The organism is Streptomyces sp. NPDC047982 (assembly GCF_043204165.1).
Classification (GTDB): domain Bacteria; phylum Actinomycetota; class Actinomycetes; order Streptomycetales; family Streptomycetaceae; genus Streptomyces.
In genome coordinates this window covers 241,066-256,614 of sequence record NZ_JBIDBS010000009.1, presented here as the reverse complement: position 1 = coordinate 256,614, position 15,549 = coordinate 241,066, and the positions used below count along the sequence as shown (strand labels likewise).

The following is a 15,549-nucleotide window of genomic DNA, read 5'->3' as shown; positions in this document are numbered from 1 at the left end:
ACAGCGGTGAAAGGGCGTGCGACCGGTGTTCAACTTCTTCGAGGAACTCTTCGCACCGGGTCGCAGGCACGTCGCCGAGGAACGGAAGCGGCTGGAGCTGGCCCGCGTCGATCTCGGCGTCGGCGACCCGGGGCGCGGGCCGATAGATCTGGCCTCCGGGAAGGTGGTCGTCCGGGCGTCCGGGAACGGCGGAGCGTCCGGTGACGGCCGGATACGGGGCGGCGGCAGCGGTCCGTCGGCGGACCGGGCCCCTGTGCCGGAAGCCGACCGGGGCCCGGCACCGCAGGCCGCGCCTCGCCGCACACCGGACAAGGGCCCGGACGCGGAGCCCCGCGACGGTGACGCGTCGGAGAGCGGGTCCGAGGCGCGTCCGTAGCACCGGACCACCGTGTGCGTCCGGCGGGCAATGGCCGGCGGAGCCGCGGACCGGGCCGGCGTCGGCCGATCGGCCTCCCCTCCGTACGGCCCCATGGTGGTGCGGCGGGCGACGCCCCCCGTCCGCCGCCCGCCGCGCCACCTCCCGCCGTACCGCCGTCGAGGGATCAGCTCGCGGCGGCGAACGAGGTCCGGAGCCGGCCCATGTAGTCGGCGAGCGCGGGGGCCCAGCACCCGTAGTTGTGCCCGCCGTCGCAGGTGGGTGCCAGTGACGACCCGTCGCGGTAGTTGACGAGTCGGGTGCGGAGCCCGAGCTGGTCCGAGCGGGCCTTCACCCGCTCGGCGGCGATCGCGGTGAAGTGGTCGATGAGCCCCCGGTCACCGGTGTAGAGCGTGACCTCGGTTCCGGTGAGCCTCGCCAGGTTGGCCGGGGAGGCCGGGTTGACCGCCTTCCAGACGCGGTCCGCGCCGAACACCGGGTAGGGGGAGCCGTAGATCGCGTCGCTGTCCACCATGGGCCCGTACCCGGTGCACTTGCCGGTGCCGGCGGGCGTGGAAGTGCTCACGGCGCACCACGCGCCCGTCAGGTTGAGTTCCGTGGCCAGGACCGCTCCGCGGATCTCCGCCATGTCGAAGTCGATGCCCCCGGACAGGGAGGCGGCATGGCCGAAGAGATCGGGACGCGCCTCGGCGTAGTGCAGTGCGCCGGAACCGCCCATCGACAGACCGACGACGGCCCGGTGGGACCGGTCGGCGACGGTCCGCAGGTTCGCGTCGATGAAGGGGACGACCTGGTCGAGGTGGAACGTCTTCCAGTTCGCCGCTCCCACGACGGTGTTCTGCATGACCCAGTCGGTGTACCAGCCCTTGAGGCCGCCGTCCGGGACCACGGTGATCATCGAGTCCGAGCGCAGTGCCGGCGCGGCCGCCGCGTCGTTCACGCTCCCGCCCCCGCCGTGCAGGAAGTACGCCACCGGCCACCGCCTGTCGGGGTCGGAACGATAGCCGCTGGGCAGGAAGACGCGGATCTTGTGCGGCCCCGACACCTGTGGTGTGGTCACGGTGATGGTGAAGTCGTTCGCGGAGTGCACCTCGGTGCCGCCGGGGACCTGGGTCAGGCCGAAGCCGTCGGAGAGCACGGGCGGAGCGGAGCCCTCGGCGTGCGCGGCCGGTGACGCGAGCGTGGCGGTCACGGCCATCGCCGCGGCGACGACCGCCGTCCTCACGTTCAGTCTCCAGGCGTTCAGTGGTGATCTCATCGGTGGTCCTTTCCGAGAGCGGGTGGCTCTCGCGGTGTTCCGGAAGGAGCGGGCAGCCCTCAGAGGGCGCAGAAGGCGTCCACCGCGGCCTTGTTGGTGTCGCGCTGTCCCTTGGTGCCGCCGAGCAGGTGGAACTCGTTGTTCGCGTGCAGCACCTGCTCGTCGCCGTCCTCGCTGCTCAACCATTCGCTGAAGTAACCGAGGACCGCCCCATTGTGTCCCCAACTCCACTTACCGCAGGGCAACTTGATGCGTTGGACGCCCAGCCCGTAGCCGACGGTCCCGTCGGCGTTCGCGGGCACGGTCGTCTTGAGTTCGGCCATCTGCGCGGGTGGCAGGAGCTTTCCGGTCATCAGCGCCCGGAAGAACGTGGCCAGGTCCTCCATGGTCGATACCATGGCACCGGCGCTTCCGAAGATCTGCACCTCGGAGACCGTGACGTCACGCGTGAGGAAGGTCACCGGGCGTACGTAGCCGTGGAGATGGTTGCCGTGCAGGGCGGGGTCGGTGGTCGGGAAGGTGGTGTCGCGCAGCCCGAGCGGTTCGATGAAGCGGCGTCGGATCTCCGTGGCCGCGTCGTCGCCGGTGACCGCCTTGATCACCATGCCGGCCAGCACGTAGTTGGTGTTGGAGTAGCCGAACTTCTCGCCCGGCGCGCTATTCGGTGCGCGCTGGGCGAGGGCGATGTCCACCAGGGTCTGCGGCGCCCAGGCCCGCTTCGGGTCGGTGTTGAGGAGGTAGGGACCCGCGACCTGCGCGGCGCCGGCGTACTCCGGCAGCCCCGAGGTGTGGTTGAGCAGCTGACGGATCGTGATCGTCCCGCCGTCGTACCCGTTGGCGCCGACCGCCCCGGGCAGCCACCGGGCCACGGTGTCGTCCAGCGAGAGCCGGCCCTCACCCTCCAACTGGAGCAGTACGGCGGAGGTGAAGACCTTGGTGTTGCTGCCGATCCGGAACTGCGCCTTCGGGTCTGCGGGCACGTTGGTGGCGACGTCGCCGACCCCCGCCTGCACGTACTGGGCGCCGTCGCCCTTGCGCACCATGCCGATCACGCCCGGGTATCCGTCGGCGACTCCCTGCTGGGCGCCGGACCGGAGGAGCTCCGCCGGGGTCGGTTCGGCCGCGTTCGCCTGGGCGGCGCCGCCCATCAGAAGACAGACGGCGACGGCGGCCGTCAGCAGCCGGCCCCGGCGCCGCGGGGGGGGGGGGGGGGGGGGGGGGGGGGGGGGGGGGGCGGCGGGCCCCCCCCCCCCCCCCCCCCCCCCCCCCCCCCCCGCGGCCCGCGGGGGGGGGGGTGCCGGCGCGCGCCCCCCGGCCGCCCGCCCCCCCCGCCCGCGCGCGGCGCGGGCCCCCCCCCCCGCCGGGGCGGCCGGGCCCCGCCCGCCCCCCCCCCCCCCCCCCCCCACGACCGGTGTCCGTCGCCGTAAGGGCCGCGGGACCGGCGAACAGGTTCGCGCTCATGGGTGTTGCTCTCCTTTTCGACTGGACTGCGAAATCGTGGTGGTGCGGTGGGGGTGTGGTGGTACGGGAGGGCGGGACGAGGCAGTGGCGGAGCGACGACGCCCATGGACGTCGCGCCCGAACGACCACGCACGGGTTTCGCACGCATCGGCCGCGCACGGGCCCGCACGCCTCGACCGCACGGGGGCGCGCTCTCACGTGCCTATCGACCGCACGCGACCGCGATCAACACCAACAGGAGGATGACTCCCACCAGTTGAAGACACCCGTTGCCGCTTTCCGGGTTCTTCCGGTTGGCCTCCACATGACCACCGGGAGGAATGCCGGGATGCTGCTTGGTGTAGTGGTCCATCTGACGCCGCGCGCCCTCGGATTCACTGAGCCACGACGTCTTGAAACCGCATTCACCGCACCAGAAGCGATATGCCATGCCGACTCCTCCTATGTGGTGGCGGGAGGCATTTCCATGGGTGCCGACCGGTTCGGTCCGGACGGCTCCGCTCGCCGCGGATCCGCCCGCCGCACCGGCCGGACACCCATGAGCCTGGCGTTCGCGCTGCTCGGACGACAGGTCATGGCACCGGTCATATATGACCGGCCGTCACGGTAGGCTCATCGCCGAACCCGCTCGGTGGTGGAGAGGTGTCGAAGTGACCGATCAGCTCGGCACGCTGTTACGTCGACTGCGGAACCGATCGGGGCTGACCCAGGAGCAGTTGGGGGAACGGTCCGGGGTGAGCGTCAGCACCATCCGCCGGCTGGAGACGGGGCGGTCGGGAGATCATCGGCTGGGGACGCTGAACCTGTTGGCGGACGCCCTTGAGGTCGGGCCCGAGGACCGTCGGCAGATCGCGGCCATGCTCGCGAAGCTCCGGTCGGCCGTGCCAGGTCCCGCGTCGGCCGAACTCCCCTCTTCCGCAACCGGATCAGCAGGAAGCCGTCCCGAAACCACCTCCCCCGCATGCGAATCGGCTGTCGATCCGGCCGAACCAGCCCGGTCGGCAAGGCAATCATCCGGTGTCGTGCCGGAATCGACGGCCGGTGGGCATCGTCCGGTTTCCGCTGCGTTCGACACGCCGGGCGCACCGCCCGTACCGCATTCCGTTCCGGCGGCCCGCGCCACGTCTCCGGCGCACGCCCGTGGTTCGCTCGCCGAGGCCGCCGCCGAATTGGCGAGGGAAATCAGGCGTCGCTGGCGGCGCGAGGAGGAACAGCGCCGGGTTCATGACCCGTTTCCGTTACCGGTGCGCTGGCGGGACGCGCCGGAATTCCTGACGGACTATCCGGAGAACATTCAGCGCCTTCCGTCGGGGGCGACGCCGCTCCGCATGGACCTGGCCGGTGATGTGCGGAGCGTGGCCGAGGTCTACCGGAGAATCCGGTCCGGGCGGCTGGTGATTCTGGGCCGGGCAGGATCGGGCAAGTCGATTCTGACGATCAGGTTCGTCCTGGACTATCTGGAGGACGCGGACCTCGCCGACAAGGTGCCGGTGATCTTCAGTCTCGGCTCCTGGGACCCTACGGCGATCGCCTTGCGGGACTGGTTGGTCGACCGGCTGGTGCGCGATCACCCGCATCTGGCCCGCCGGGCCCCCGACGGGGGGTCGCTGGCCGCCGCCCTGGTCGACGCCGGTCTCGTGCTACCGGTTCTGGACGGCTTCGACGAGGTCGCGGAGGGCCTGCGGCAGGCGTCGCTGGAAGCGCTCAACGCCACCTCCCTCCCGCTCGTCCTGACCAGTCGGCGTGCCGAGTTCGCCGAGGCGGTCCGGGCGGCAGGGACGCCTCTGGTCTGGGCGGCCGGGATCGAACTCACCGACCTCGCCCTCGACGACCTCGTGGCCTATCTGCCCAGGACGGCCCGGCCGATCGTCCGCGGCGAGGGCGTCGGCGGCGACGAAGGCGTCCGGGGCGGGGCGGTGTGGGAGCCGGTCCTGGACGGGCTGCGGGACCGGGAGGGCCGGGCGGCGGACGTGCCGCTCGCCAGGGTCCTGAACACCCCGCTCATGATCGTCCTGGCGCGGACGCTGTACAGCGAGGGGGCCGACCGCGATCCGGTGGAACTGCTGGACACGGAACGGTTCCCCGACGAGAAGTCCCTTGAGGAACACCTGCTGGCGGGCTTCGTACCGACGGTCTACCGGGGCCACGCCGCCGAACTGACCGCCGCGGACCAGCGGCGCGGCGAGCGGAACCGGGACCGGCCCCGGCCCCGGGACGGGAACCGGGACCCGGAACGCGCCGAGCGCTGGCTCGGCTACCTCGCCCACCACCTGGCCCGGCTCGACCGCGACCAGCAGGACCTCGCGTGGTGGCGGATCGGCGGCTCCGTGCGGCTGTCCACGCGCGTCGCGGCCGTCGGGCTGGCATCCGCGCTGAGCGTCGCCGTGTCCGAGTGGTTGATCGCCCTGCTCGTCATTCCCGTGGCGTTCGGTGAGACCCTCCTGCTGGGTTCCCTGATGGGGGTGTGCGCCGGTCTCTCCTTCGGGTGCGTGTACGGAATCATGGCCGCGGTCGGCGCCGGGGCCTTCGAGCCTTCCTACGTACGGCTGAGACTGCACCGCAGGGGGCAGGGCGTCGGCCGCCGTCCGGTCCGCGTGTTCACCACCCGGTTCGGGACCGTCCTGCTGGGCGGGTTCGTCATGGGCGTCGGATGCGCGAGCTCCCTCGCCCTCCAGCGCCGGCTGTCGTACGGCATCCCGCTCAACGAGCGGGTCATCGAGGGCACGCTCATCAACATGCTGGCCTTCGGCCTGATCTTCGGGGCGGGCGCCGGGCTGGTGTTCGGCCTGCTGGCCGTGCTCGAAGCGCCCCTGGATGTCGCCTCGGCGGCCACCCCCGCCGGTCTGCTGGCCTGGAACCGCACGACGGTGGGCCGGCAAGTCCTCGTCCTCGTCCCGGCGCTCACCCTCGCGATCGCCCTCGACGGCTATCTGGTCACCGGCCTGCTGCAGGAGTTCCTCGGACCGATGAACTGGGAGCTGGCGGACGGGCTCCTCATCGGGGCGGTCGGTGGCGTCGGCGGCGCGCTCTCGTACGCGTTCTCGTTCACCGCCTGGGGTCAGTGGGTGATCCTGTCCCGCGTCTGGCTGCCCCTGACCGGCAAGCTGCCCTGGGACACGGTCGCCTTCCTGGACGACGCGTACCACCGGGGCGTACTGCGTCAGACCGGGGCGGTCTACCAGTTCCGCCACATCCGGCTCCAGCACCACCTCGGCCGCTCGTACCGGGAGCGGCAGGCCCGCTACGCTCCGGCCGGATTCACCGGCCGGAATTAGCCGACGGGGCACCGGTCCACGATCCGGCGTACGCACCCGGGGCGCAGACCTGGCCCACGGCACCGGCCTGCGGGCGTACCCGGGGGCGCACGCCCGGTGTACGAACGACGGTCCCGCGGTCCGCGGACGTGCACGACGCATGCACCGGCCTTGCAGGCGTGCACGAGCCGCGGTCCGCGCCGTCCGCGTCGGCTTCGGCGTTGCCGAGGGACCTCGCGAGCATCATGCTGCGTCCCGAGCCGTCTCCGTGGCCCGCGCGGCCCCGACCGGTTCCGCCGGTGGCACCGCGCGCGCCTCTCGCGCGGTCCCCGCAGGCACCGCACCGGGCTCCGGGGCCTCGATGCTGATCCGCGGCAGCCACCGGTCCAGCCGGCGCGGCAGCCACCAGTTCGCACCGCCCAGCAGATGCATCAGGGCGGGAACGAGCAGCGTACGGAGGACGAATGCGTCGAGGGCCACGGCCGCGGCCAGCGCGATCCCGAACATGGCGATGACCCGGTCGCCGCTGAGGACGAACGCGAGAAAGACCGAAATCATGATCACGGCAGCGGAGTTGATCACCCGGCCGGTCTCGGCGAGGCCGACCCGGACCGCCCTCCGGTTGTCACCGGTCCTCAGCCACTCCTCGTACATGCGCCCCACCAGGAAGACCTGGTAGTCCATGGAGAGCCCGAAGAGTACCGACACCATGATCACCGGCAGGAACGGCTCGATGGGACCGGAAGCGCCCAGGCCCAGCAGTTCGCTCCCCCACCCCCACTGGAAGATCGCCACGACGACCCCGAACGAGGAGGCGACGGCGGCGATGTTCATCACGGCGGCCTTCAGGGGGATGGCGATCGACCGGAAGGCCAGCAGCAGGAGCAGGCAGCCGAGCCCGATGACCACGCCGACGAAGAGCGGCAGCTTGTCCATGATGGTCCGGGCGAAGTCGTCGTACCCGGCCGTCACCCCGCCGACATGGGCCTGGAGCGAGGTGTTCGCCTCGGCCTTCGGGAGGACGTCCGAGCGCAGCCGGTCGACGAGGTCGCTGGTGTCCCGCGACTGCGGTGACGAGGTCGGTACGACGGTCACGAAGGCGGTGTCGCCGCCGCTGTTGTACGTGACCGGGCCGACCGAGGCCACTCCCTCGGTGGAGCGCAGCGCGGCGGGCAGGCCGTCCATCGCGAGCCGGTCCCCTGCGCCGTCGAGCTGCGCCACGATCGTCAGTGGGCCGTTGACGCCGGGCCCGAATCCGTCGGACAGCAGGTCGTACGCCTGCCGGGTGGTCGACGAGGCCGGATTGTTGCCCTGGTCGGAGGTGCCCGGGTGGAGGGAGAGCGTGGGCAGCGCCAGCACCAGCATCACCGCGGCGGCGAGCGAGCCGAGCAGTTTGGGGTGGCGTTCGACGAACGCGGACCAGCGGGCGGCGAACCCGGTGGGCACGTCGGGCCTCGGCCCGTCCTCGGCGAGCCGGACCCGTTCGCGGCGGCTCAGCGCCCGCATCCCGATGAAGGACAACAGGGCGGGCAGCAGCGTCACGGACGCGGCCACGGTCAAAACGACGGTGAGCGAGGCCGCGATCGCCACGCCGTTGAGGAATTCGAGTCGCAGAACGAGCATGCCGAGCAGCGCGACGCAGACGGTGGCCCCGGCGAAGACGACGGCCCGGCCGGTCGTGGCGACGGCGTTGCGCACGGCCTCGGCGACCGGCATGCCCTGGCGCAGACCGGCGCGGTGCCGGGTGACGATGAACAGCGCGTAGTCGATGCCGACGCCGAGCCCGATCAGCGTGCCCAGCATCGGGGCGAAGTCGGCGACCGTCATCAGATGGCCCAGCAGCGTGATGCCCGCGTACGCCGTGCCGACGGAGACGAGGGCGGTGGCGATGGGCAGCATGCTGGCGGCGAGGGAGCCGAAGGCGAGGAACAGGACGCCGGCCGCGACGACCACCCCGATGGCCTCGCTGAAGTGGACGGTGGGCGCTTCGGTGAGGGCGACGGCCGGTCCGCCCAGTTCCACCTGGAGGTGGTCGCCCTCGGCCGCCTTCGCGGTGTCCACGAGGGCCTGCGCCTGGGGCACGGGGATCTCGTCGGACGGCCGGTCGAAGGTGACCGTGGCGTAGGCGGTGTGTCCGTCGCCGCTGATCTGTCCGGCGCCGGACGCCCCGTAGGGCCCGGTGACGGAGCCGATGCCGGGCAGCTCCTCGACCGCGTGCAGGGTACGGGTCATGGTCTGCCGGACGTCGGTGGCCCGCACGGTGGAGTCGGTGGTGTGCCAGACGATGGTGTCCGTGTCCCCGCCGAGGTCCGTGAAGCCGTTCTCCAGGAGCTCGGCGGCCCGGCCGGCCTCCGTGCCGGGCACGTCGTACTGGTTGGAGTACGCGGAACCGGCGAGGCCCGCCGCGGTGGCGGCGCCGCCGAGGGCGAGGAGCCAGAGAAGGACGGTGACGAGGCGGTGCCTTATGCACCAACGGGCGATGGCGGCCACCTGACGGGCTCCCTGACGGTTCGCGGACGGTTCAGGTTCTCCCCGGGTTCATGGCTTGTCGGGCCGCGTCGCCACGGACGGGTGACGGACAGCGGAACGAGACATGGCGCGGGCGCGAAGAACGCGAGACCTGGATATCGCCACTCTCGCAGCCGATAGTGATCCTTTGTCCCATTCGTGGCATTACTCACTATGCCCTGCGTCACGGCGCCGGGGCAGCGCGGTCGTCGCCCCCGGACGATCGCGGCAGGTGTGCGCCCTTCCGCCGCGGTGTGCCGGTAACGGTGTGCCGGCAGTGGTGTGCCAGCGACGGTGGCCCGGAACACGACGGCTCCCGGGCCGCTCGCCCTCGCCCGGCGCGTCCCCCGCCGGGTGGCTCCGGATCTTCGCCTGCCCGGCCGGTCTCGCCCGCCCGGCCGTCAGCCGGAGACGCTCGCCCGGCCGTTCTCGATGTGCCCCATGAGCCGACGCCGGAAGCCGCCCTCTCCGTCGACCGTGACCTCCAGGTCGTACCAGCCGTGCGCGTCCGCCGCCGAGTGCACCACCGTACGGCTGCGCCCCGGCTTCACCTTGACCGTCCTGGTCCAGCCGCGCAGGTCCGCCTCGTCGACGTACCCCAGAGGCCGCACGGTGAAGGTGAGCGTCGTCCGCCCGTTGTTGCGCAGGACGAGATGCAGGTCCCGCTCGTGCGCGTCGATCCGCGAGGCGACCTCGGCACCGGCCGAGACGCCCTCCGCGGGGCCGGCGAACTCGCGCCGGAAGCCATTCGGGCCCGTCACGGTGAACCGGTACGCCGCGCCCTTGACGGGCACCGCCCACTGGGCCGTTCCCTTCACGTCGCGGTGCTGCGGCACGGTGAACTCGCCCGCGTACGGGTACAGCGTGAAGTGCGCGCAGGAGCGGCCGGTGTTGCCGAGAGCCACCCGCACCTCACCGCCCACCAGCCTGGCCTGCGCGTCCGGCTGGTACGGCAGCGGGCGGGCCGGGCGCACCCCCGGCTCCTGCACGGGCATGTGCTGAACGGACGGCGGCTTCGGCGCCCAGCGGCCGGTGAACGGCGGGATGGCGCCCGGCTGCTCCACATCGGGCCGCCGCCGTGCGCGCTTGAAGTCGAAGGCCGAGGTCAGGTCGCCGGTGACGGTGCGCCGCCAGGCGCCGATGTTCGGCTCCTGCACCCCGGTCCAGCGCTCCAGGAAGCGGATGACGGAGGTGTGGTCGAAGACCTCGGAGCAGACGTATCCGCCCACGGTCCACGGCGACACGACGAGCAGCGGCACCCGCATCCCGAGGCCGGTGGGCTTGCCCTCCCACCGCTCCTCGGCCACCTCCGGCGGCGCGACGGGCGGCGGCACGTGGTCGAAGAAGCCGTCGTTCTCGTCGTAGTTGATGATGACGGCGGTGTGCCGCCAGACGTCGGGGTGCCTGCCCAGCGCGTCCAGGATCTTGTAGACGATGGTCGCGCTGTGGACCGGCGAGGAGACGCTCGGGTGCTCGGAATCGAGGGCCGACGGCACCAGGTAGGAGACCTCGGGCAGGGTGCCCGCCGCCACGTCCTTGGCGAACTCGTCGGCCAGCGTGCCGGTCTCCACCCGGCGCAGCCCGCGCTCGAAAAGGCTGCGCTCGGCCTTGTCCAGGGTGGCGACGCCCTCTTCGAGCTGCTCGAACAGCCGCTCGCGCTCGGCGGCGTCCGCGTCCCGGACGGCCGCGTAGAACGACTCCATGTACGTGTGGCCGCCGGTCCGCGCCAGCGCCTTGCGGGCGATCGCCTTGAAGGTGGCGAAGAACTCGATCTGGTTGTCGGTGAAGTTCTCCCACTCGGTGTACGTGCGCCAACTGCGGCCCGCCTTCTCCAGCCGCTCCGCGTATGTGCCCCAGTCGTATCCGGGGTGCGTACCCTCGTCGTACGCGTCGTTGTCGACGGCCCGCTTCCCGTTCGGCTCGTCGCCCGTCTTCCCGCTCCACAGGTGGTTGCGGTTGGGGCTGGTCGAGGAGTGGATCGAGGAGTGGTAGGCGTCGCAGACCGTGAAGGTGTCGGCCAGTTCGTAGTGCAGCGGGATGTCACGGCGGTCGTAGTACGCCATGGTGGCGGCCGTCTTCGCGCTCACCCAGCCGTTCATCCACCCGTCGGCCCACGCCGTGGCGCCACCGTTCCAGGAGTGGTCGAGCGCGCCGATGTACTGGAGGTCCTTCTTCTGTGTCTCGGCGGCGCCCCGCACCGGGAACGGCAGCACGGAGGCACCGAGCGGGGCGGGCTGCTCGAAGACCGGCCTGCCGGAGGGCAGCTCGATCGCGTTGCGGTCGCCGAAGCCGCGTACGCCCCGGAGCGTGCCGAAGTAATGGTCGAAGGAACGATTCTCCTGCATCAGGATCACCACGTGCCTGATGTCCCGGAGCCCGCCGCCGCCGGACCCGGCCGGGTGCGTCGGCTGCGCGGCCATCGCGGCCTGCAGCGACGGCGGCAGCAGCGACCCCGCCGCTGCGGCGCCCAGCGCGCCGCCACCGAGCGCGAAGAGCCGTCGCCGTGAGATGTCCGTGGTCAAGTGAGCCTCCCGAGTCCTGGCGTACGCCGGGAACGTAATCACGCCGGGTGGCCTCGGGAAGGACTCCGTACGGCTCGGTGGTGAACGTCGCAACACGTCGGCCGGAAAGTAACCGTCGGGTGGCCGCTACGGCCCGGCCCGGGGCGCCCCCGGTCGTACGGGCCGGGCCGGCACCCGCACCCCGAAGGCGTACGACGGCGAGGCCGAGCACACCGAGCGGCAGAACGGCGAGGAGCCCCGACGGTGACGTCGTTCAGACGGTGACGTCGCTCAACGGACTACCGACTCCCCGGGCGGGTGACGTGAGCGGGTGGCACGACTGGACGCGTGGGTGACACGGCCGAAGGGGCGGTGCGCCCGGCTCGCGGGTGCACCGCCCCTTCGGGACGTACGCGTAAACCGCCCGTGCGGCGGCGGGATCAGCCCTCGACGCCGAGCTTCTCCAGGATCAGCTCGCGCACGCGGGCCGCGTCCGCCTGACCGCGGGTGGCCTTCATGACCGCGCCGACGAGCGCGCCCGCCGCCGCGATCTTGCCGCCGCGGATCTTGTCCGCGATGGCCGCGTTGGCGGCGATGGCCTCGTCCACGGCCGCGCCCAGCGCGCCCTCGTCGGAGACGACCTTCAGGCCGCGCTTCTCGACGACGGTGTCCGGGTCGCCCTCGCCCGCGAGGACGCCCTCGATGACCTGGCGGGCCAGCTTGTCGTTGAGGTCGCCCGAGGCGACGAGCTCGGCCACCCGGGCGACCTGCGCCGGGGTGATCGGCAGCTCGTCGAGGCCGCGGCCGGTCTCATTGGCGTTACGGGCCAGCTCGCCCATCCACCACTTGCGGGCCTGGTCCGAGGGGGCGCCCGCCTCCGTCGTGGCGACGATCAGGTCGACCGCGCCCGCGTTGAGGATCGACTGCATGTCGTGCTCGGAGACGCCCCACTCCTGCCTGAGCCGGTTGCGGCGCACCCGCGGCAGCTCGGGGAGGCCGCCCCGGAGCTCCTCGACCCATTCACGGGACGGCGCGATCGGCACCAGGTCGGGCTCGGGGAAGTAGCGGTAGTCCTCGGCGTTGTCCTTGATGCGGCCGGACGTGGTCGAACCGTCCTCCTCGTGGAAGTGCCGGGTCTCCTGCACGACCGTGCCGCCGGAGCCCAGCACCGCCGCGTGGCGCTGGATCTCGAAGCGGACGGCGCGCTCGACGGAACGCAGCGAGTTCACGTTCTTCGTCTCGGAGCGCGTACCGAACGTCTCGGTGCCCAGCGGGCGCAGCGACAGGTTGACGTCGCAGCGCATCTGGCCCATCTCCATCCGGGCCTCGGAGACGCCGAGCGCCTTGATGAGCTCGCGGAGCTCGGCGACGTACGCCTTGGCGACCTCGGGGGCGCGTGCGCCCGCGCCCTCGATCGGCTTGGTGACGATCTCGATGAGCGGGATACCGGCGCGGTTGTAGTCCAGCAGGGAGTGGGACGCGCCGTGGATACGGCCGGTGGCGCCGCCCACGTGGGTCGACTTGCCGGTGTCCTCCTCCATGTGGGCGCGCTCGATGTACACCCGGAAGACCTCGCCGTCCTCCAGCTGGACGTCCAGATAGCCGTTGAAGGCGATCGGCTCGTCGTACTGGGAGGTCTGGAAGTTCTTCGGCATGTCCGGATAGAAGTAGTTCTTCCGGGCGAAGCGGCACCACTCGGCGATCTCGCAGTTCAGCGCGAGGCCGATCTTGATGGCGGACTCGACGCCGATCTCGTTGACGACCGGCAGCGCGCCGGGCAGTCCGAGGCAGACCGGGCAGGTCTGGGAGTTGGCGTGCTGCTTGAGCTCGGTCGAGCAGCCGCAGAACATCTTGGTCTTGGTGCCGAGCTCGACATGGACCTCCAGGCCCATGACGGGGTCGTAGGACGCGAGGGCGTCCTCGTACGACACCAGGTCGGTGACAGTCACGGTGAAACTTTCCCTCTCAGCCCAGCAGTACGTCGTCGTCGCCGATGCGCTTGAGCTCGCGCAGCAGCAGGGCGATACCGGTGGCGATGGCGGCGGCGGAGACGACGGCGTCGACCAGCTGGAGCGTGTCGTGCTCGGAGCGGGCCTGCTTGGCCTGCCTCATGACGCCGAGCGCCCCGAAGGCGGTGGTGCCGATGGACAGGTATGTACCGATCTTGGACTTCTTGAAGCCTTTGGCCTTGCTCAGTGCGCTCACAGTGACGGAGCCTCCTCCAGCAGCGGGTGCCCCCACTTTTCCACGAAGGCGGCTTCGACGGCGGCTCCGACCTTGTACAGCCGGTCGTCCTTCATGGCGGGGGCGATGATCTGCAGACCGACCGGCAGGCCGTCCTCCGGGGCCAGGCCGCAGGGCAGCGACATGGCGGCGTTGCCGGCGAGGTTGGCCGGGATGGTGCAGAGGTCCGCGAGGTACATCGCCATCGGGTCGTCGGCGCGCTCGCCGATCGGGAAGGCGGTGGTGGGCGTCGTCGGCGAGACGATCACATCGACACCGCTGCCCTGTTCGAAGGCGCGCTCGAAGTCCCGGGTGATGAGGGTGCGGACCTTCTGCGCGGAGCCGTAGTACGCGTCGTAGTAGCCGGAGCTGAGCGCGTACGTGCCGAGGATGACGCGGCGCTTGACCTCGTCGCCGAAGCCGGCCTCACGGGTGAGCGCGGTGACCTCCTCGGCGGACTTCGTGCCGTCGTCGCCGACCCGCAGGCCGTAGCGCATGGCATCGAAGCGGGCCAGGTTCGAGGAGCACTCGGACGGCGCGATCAGGTAGTACGCCGACAGGGCGAGGTCGAAGGACGGGCAGTCCAGCTCGACGATCGTGGCGCCGAGCGACTTCAGCAGCTCGACCGACTCGTTGAAGCGCTGGACGACACCGGCCTGGTAGCCCTCACCGGCGAACTGCTTGACGACGCCGATGCGCATGCCCTCGACGCTGCCGCTCCGCGCCGCCTCGACGACCGGCGGGACCGGGGCGTCGATGGACGTGGAGTCCATCGGGTCGTGGCCGCCGATCACCTCGTGCAGCAGCGCCGCGTCCAGGACCGTACGGGCACAGGGCCCGCCCTGGTCGAGGGAGCTGGAGAACGCCACCATGCCGTAGCGGGAGACGCCGCCGTAGGTGGGCTTCACGCCGACGGTGCCGGTGACGGCGGCGGGCTGGCGGATGGAGCCGCCGGTGTCCGTGCCGATGGCGAGCGGAGCTTCGTAGGCGGCGAGCGCGGCCGAGGAGCCGCCGCCGGATCCGCCCGGGATGCGGGTGAGGTCCCAGGGGTTGCCGGTCGGGCCGTAGGCGCTGTTCTCGGTGGAGGACCCCATGGCGAACTCGTCCATGTTGGTCTTGCCGAGGATGACGACGTCGGCGGCCTTCAGCTTCCTGGTGAGGGTCGCGTCGTACGGCGGGATCCAGCCTTCGAGGATCTTGGAGCCGACGGTGGTCGGGATGCCCTCGGTGGTGAAGATGTCCTTGAGCGCGAGGGGGACACCGGCCAGCGGGCCCAGCTTCTCGCCCGCCGCCCGCTTCGCGTCGACGGCACGGGCCTGCGCGAGCGCGCCCTCGCGGTCGACGTGCAGGAAGGCGTGGACCTTCTCGTCGACCGCGTCGATCCGGGCCAGGTGCGCCTCGGTGACCTCGACGGCGGTCAGCTCGCCGGAGGCGATCTTCTCGGCGATCGCGGCGGCGGTGAGCTTGATGATGGTGCTGTTGTCCGTCATGGCTTCAGTCCTCCCCCAGGATCTGCGGCACCTTGAAACGCTGCTGCTCCTGGGCCGGGGCGCCGGAGAGCACCTGCTCGGGGGTGAGCGACGGACGGACCTCGTCCGAGCGCATGACGTTGGTCAGCGGCAGCGGGTGGGAGGTCGGCGGTACGTCTTGGTCGGCGACCTCGGAGACGCGGGCGACCGCGCCGATGATGTCGTCGAGCTGACCGGCGAAGTGATCGAGCTCTTCGCCCTTCAGCTCCAGACGCGCCAGCCGGGCGAGGTGGGCGACCTCCTCGCGCGTGATGCCAGGCATGCAGCGATCCTCAGGGGTTGGTGTGTGGTTTTGGCCAGGGGCCGGCGGCATGTTTCCACCGTCCGTCCGGAGGACGGGCCGCGCGGCGAGCGTGCGTGCCAGGCGTCGCGCGGCAGGTGGAAATCTGCCACCGACCCCCAATCCTATGGTGTCGGCCGCCACCGCTCCCGCCACCCG

Annotated in this window: 11 protein-coding genes; 2 read left to right on the top strand and 9 right to left on the bottom strand. The window is 71.6% G+C overall.

Going from position 1 to position 15,549, the window contains the following annotated elements:
- The first annotated feature begins 16 nt into the window (after positions 1-16).
- Positions 17-376 (top strand): DUF6191 domain-containing protein, encoded by a 360-nt coding sequence (locus ACGF2V_RS14320; RefSeq protein ID WP_392912083.1) that lies wholly within the window; start codon positions 17-19, stop codon positions 374-376.
- A gap of 166 nt (positions 377-542) precedes the next feature.
- Here ACGF2V_RS14320 and ACGF2V_RS14315 read toward each other — a convergent pair whose 3' ends face one another.
- The 3 genes from ACGF2V_RS14315 to ACGF2V_RS14305 all read right to left on the bottom strand — a co-directional run bounded on the left by ACGF2V_RS14315 (position 543) and on the right by ACGF2V_RS14305 (position 3,525).
- On the bottom strand, positions 543-1,634 hold the full coding sequence (locus ACGF2V_RS14315; protein ID WP_362626142.1) for an alpha/beta hydrolase-fold protein: 1,092 nt from the start codon (positions 1,632-1,634) through the stop codon (positions 543-545).
- Positions 1,635-1,693: 59 nt separating this feature from the next.
- Positions 1,694-2,782: a serine hydrolase domain-containing protein gene (locus ACGF2V_RS14310; RefSeq protein WP_392912078.1), complete on the bottom strand. Its 1,089-nt coding sequence runs from the start codon at positions 2,780-2,782 to the stop codon at positions 1,694-1,696.
- A 515-nt stretch (positions 2,783-3,297) separates the two neighbouring features.
- On the bottom strand, positions 3,298-3,525 hold the full coding sequence (locus ACGF2V_RS14305; protein ID WP_362626138.1) for a hypothetical protein: 228 nt from the start codon (positions 3,523-3,525) through the stop codon (positions 3,298-3,300).
- A gap of 220 nt (positions 3,526-3,745) precedes the next feature.
- Here ACGF2V_RS14305 and ACGF2V_RS14300 point away from each other — a divergent pair, with 220 nt between their 5' ends.
- On the top strand, positions 3,746-6,370 hold the full coding sequence (locus ACGF2V_RS14300) for a helix-turn-helix domain-containing protein (protein WP_392912075.1): 2,625 nt from the start codon (positions 3,746-3,748) through the stop codon (positions 6,368-6,370).
- Positions 6,371-6,592: 222 nt separating this feature from the next.
- Here the strand turns inward: ACGF2V_RS14300 and ACGF2V_RS14295 are convergent, their stop codons facing one another.
- The 6 genes from ACGF2V_RS14295 to gatC all read right to left on the bottom strand — a co-directional run bounded on the left by ACGF2V_RS14295 (position 6,593) and on the right by gatC (position 15,372).
- Positions 6,593-8,839, bottom strand: coding sequence for an MMPL family transporter (locus ACGF2V_RS14295; RefSeq protein WP_362705199.1), 2,247 nt, complete (start codon positions 8,837-8,839; stop codon positions 6,593-6,595).
- 419 nt (positions 8,840-9,258) lie between these two features.
- Entirely contained in the window at positions 9,259-11,379 is a 2,121-nt protein-coding gene (locus ACGF2V_RS14290) for a phosphocholine-specific phospholipase C (protein WP_362705202.1), read from the bottom strand.
- Between the two features lie 419 nt (positions 11,380-11,798).
- A complete protein-coding gene (gatB, locus tag ACGF2V_RS14285; RefSeq protein WP_362626131.1) occupies positions 11,799-13,307 on the bottom strand; it encodes an Asp-tRNA(Asn)/Glu-tRNA(Gln) amidotransferase subunit GatB in 1,509 nt (502 codons plus the stop codon).
- Between the two features lie 16 nt (positions 13,308-13,323).
- Positions 13,324-13,563 carry a hypothetical protein gene (locus ACGF2V_RS14280; protein WP_362626128.1) on the bottom strand — a complete coding sequence of 80 codons (240 nt, stop codon included), beginning with the start codon at positions 13,561-13,563 and terminating at the stop codon, positions 13,324-13,326.
- A complete protein-coding gene (gene gatA / locus ACGF2V_RS14275; RefSeq protein WP_362626125.1) occupies positions 13,560-15,071 on the bottom strand; it encodes an Asp-tRNA(Asn)/Glu-tRNA(Gln) amidotransferase subunit GatA in 1,512 nt (503 codons plus the stop codon). The genes ACGF2V_RS14280 and gatA overlap by 4 nt, the downstream gene beginning before the upstream one ends.
- A gap of 4 nt (positions 15,072-15,075) precedes the next feature.
- Positions 15,076-15,372: an Asp-tRNA(Asn)/Glu-tRNA(Gln) amidotransferase subunit GatC gene (gene gatC, locus ACGF2V_RS14270; protein WP_362626122.1), complete on the bottom strand. Its 297-nt coding sequence runs from the start codon at positions 15,370-15,372 to the stop codon at positions 15,076-15,078.
- Between the last annotated feature and the right edge of the window lie 177 nt (positions 15,373-15,549).

Coding starts and splice junctions, on each gene's coding strand:
- ACGF2V_RS14310 (WP_392912078.1), bottom strand. CDS start 2,782: ATGGGCGGCGCCGCCCAGGCGAACGCGGCCGAACCGACCCCGGCGGAG.
- gatA (WP_362626125.1), bottom strand. CDS start 15,071: ATGACGGACAACAGCACCATCATCAAGCTCACCGCCGCCGCGATCGCC.
- gatC (WP_362626122.1), bottom strand. CDS start 15,372: ATGCCTGGCATCACGCGCGAGGAGGTCGCCCACCTCGCCCGGCTGGCG.
- ACGF2V_RS14305 (WP_362626138.1), bottom strand. CDS start 3,525: ATGGCATATCGCTTCTGGTGCGGTGAATGCGGTTTCAAGACGTCGTGG.
- ACGF2V_RS14315 (WP_362626142.1), bottom strand. CDS start 1,634: ATGAGATCACCACTGAACGCCTGGAGACTGAACGTGAGGACGGCGGTC.